Annotated in this window: 3 protein-coding genes; 2 read left to right on the top strand and 1 reads right to left on the bottom strand. The window is 63.3% G+C overall.

All coding sequences use genetic code 11. The annotated features are described in order from the left end of the window. Positions 1-115 precede the first annotated feature (115 nt). Positions 116-1,273, bottom strand: a complete 1,158-nt coding sequence (locus AAAX36_RS09750) for an IS110 family transposase (protein WP_231500848.1) — start codon at positions 1,271-1,273, stop codon at positions 116-118. Between the two features lie 401 nt (positions 1,274-1,674). On the opposite strand from AAAX36_RS09750, the gene AAAX36_RS09745 reads away from it, so the two are divergent. Then, positions 1,675-2,139 (top strand): DUF6273 domain-containing protein, encoded by a 465-nt coding sequence (locus AAAX36_RS09745; RefSeq protein ID WP_349075382.1) that lies wholly within the window; start codon positions 1,675-1,677, stop codon positions 2,137-2,139. Between the two features lie 89 nt (positions 2,140-2,228). Then, positions 2,229-2,417, top strand: a 189-nt coding sequence (locus AAAX36_RS09740) for a hypothetical protein (RefSeq protein ID WP_349075380.1), incomplete at its 3' end; no start/stop codon positions are given.

Raw genomic sequence — 2,417 nt, 5'->3', positions numbered from 1 at the left:
GGGGGGTGTTCCTATAGTTTTGTCAACTGGGAAATGCTCTCCGTGCGACCGAATCGCGGCATGCTGACGCCAAGCCATTAGGCCGGTGGGCTTCAGTCTGCTCGGTGCGTTTCGGCTAGGCTGCGTAAGGCACCCTGTCTCGCATGACCGCGTAGATGACCTTCAGTCTCTTTCGCGCCAGCGCCTTGAGCGCCTTGCCGTGCGACATGCCCCGCTCCCGGCACCTGGTGTAGTAGTCGCCCCATCTCCCCTCTGTCCGGGTAAGGCAGTTACATGAGAATATGAGCAGGTTCTTCAGCCTCTTGTTGCCTTGGCGCGATGCCGTCACCGAGGAGATCGAGGTTCCCGACTGGCGGTTGCGCGGCGCCAGGCCGCAGTACGACGCGAGCCTGTCGTGACTGGGGAAGTCTTCGATGTCGATGGAGATCGCAAGCTCGGAAGCGGTTTTGGGCCCGATGCCCGGCACCGTCAGGAGGCATCGGTAGGTATCGTCGCCCTCGAGCAGGGCGGAGATCTCCGCCGTGATCGCCTCGATCTCCGCCGAGTTCTCGGATATCCTGCGCGCGAGCAGTTTCACCGCCCGGTCCTCGGCGGCGACGACCGACGCATCCGGCCTTGTCGAGGAGGTTGTCGAGCGGACGAGGGCCTCGATCTTACCGCGCGCCGCCCCACGCGTGAGCGCCGCCGCCCTGCGGGGCCCGGCGTCGGCTACCGACCAGGCCCCGCCGAGGGATGCCATGAGCCTCAGCTGGGGCCCGTCGGACAGGTCGACCAGTGCCTCGAAGGCGGGGCACGATTCCAGCAGGATGCTGCGCAGCCGGTTCTTATTCCTAGTGTTCTCGCAGGTCAGGAAGTTCCTCTGGGCGGCCAGCGCCCTCGCCGCCGCAATCGTCGGACCTGGGTCTCCGACCGGCAGGAGCGCGTCGGGGATGCCAAGCGCCGTCTTCGCGATGACCATCGCGTCTCGCTCGTCGGTCTTGGCGTCGCCGGCGAAGAGCCTGGCGGCCCCGTGCGCCGCGAGTCCCGGCAGGTACGCCGCCGACATCCCGGCCGCCCTGGCGCGGGCGAGCGCGAGGGCGCCTATGTTGCGCGACTGGTCGACGACCACGAGCGCATCGGGGAAGCGGCCGAACAGCGAGTCCAGGTCGTCCTCCCTGTTCGCGACGGGGGTGCTCAACAGCACCTCGCCATCTCGAGTCGCGACGCATGCCCAGTGGGACGATTTCCCGACATCGAGCCCGATGACGGCTTCCGGCATTCTAATTGGTGCCACGGTGGTATCCTCCAATCGGTAGGCCGATCGGAACCCCTCCCCGCGACACCCACATTACCTGGCCGTGGCGCTTGCGCCCGGCAGTTTCCTATCAGTCGTCCGGAGCGGCGAGCGCCCCCGGTGGCAACACCCCCCGGGCCCTCTACGGGGCAGGGGCAGACGGCCATCCGGAGGCGCCCGATCGGCGGCCCCTCGGGGCTTGCCCGTATCGTAGGCAATGCGCCGAATGCTCGCCATCGAAATTTATCGATGGCCTATTTCAGACTGTAATGGGGGTATCTCCTAGGAATACCCGCCTACGAGGTCAATCTATCATCGGCATCAACCACGACGACCTCGCGGACGGTTCGGGCAAGGCGGGTTTAACGTTTCTCACCACCTCGACGGGCATTTGGTCCCCCATGAACGCGATCGACACCAACGCCGGCGGTTGGGAGAAGTCCGAACTCCGTCAGAAAATGAACTCCGGCAAGATCTGGAACCTCATGCCCTCCGATTTCCAGCCGAAGGTGAAGAGCGTCAAGAAGCTCACGAACAACGTGAGCGGTACCGACAAGGATGCCGCCGTGACGGCAACGACCGACAAGCTGTTCCTGCTCAGCTACTCCGAGATTGTCCCCACCTCCTACTGGGCATCCAGCTATCCCTGGACCTCCTCCGAGGGCAGCCAGTACGAGGCCTTCAAGGGCAAGGTGACGAATAACGATAATACCAACTCTGCTATTGCCATTGGCGACCGTTGGTGGGAGCGCTCGGTGACTCCGGACTACTCCACCGCCTTCCTCAATGTCCTCGGCAACGGCAATCCGACGTCCTGCGACCACGCGACGTTCTCGCGTTGCGTCTGCCCCGTTTGGTGCTTCTAGGTACATGTTCTTCTAGCTTGTCTAGTGAAAGGCCCGCGCTATCCTGCGCGGGCCTTTCTTTTGGCGATTACTCGAACAATTTGAGGTCCATGGCGCAGGTAATCGGTTTGAGGAAAAATGGAGTCATACAGCGGCTTCCAGAGCGCCTGCCGCACTCCTATGTCGTTGCCGCAGCGGCAAGACTGGTGCGGAAATCTGGAATAGCCCTACGCTCGGCGATGTATCTACAAGCCCTGAGCGAAGGGAGCCGCATATGCATGCAGCGGCATTTAACCTTC

The organism is Collinsella sp. CLA-ER-H10 (assembly GCF_040092475.1).
Lineage (GTDB): Bacteria > Actinomycetota > Coriobacteriia > Coriobacteriales > Coriobacteriaceae > Collinsella.
Note: the sequence above shows the minus strand (reverse complement) of the source record. Positions and strands in the feature narration are given on the sequence as shown.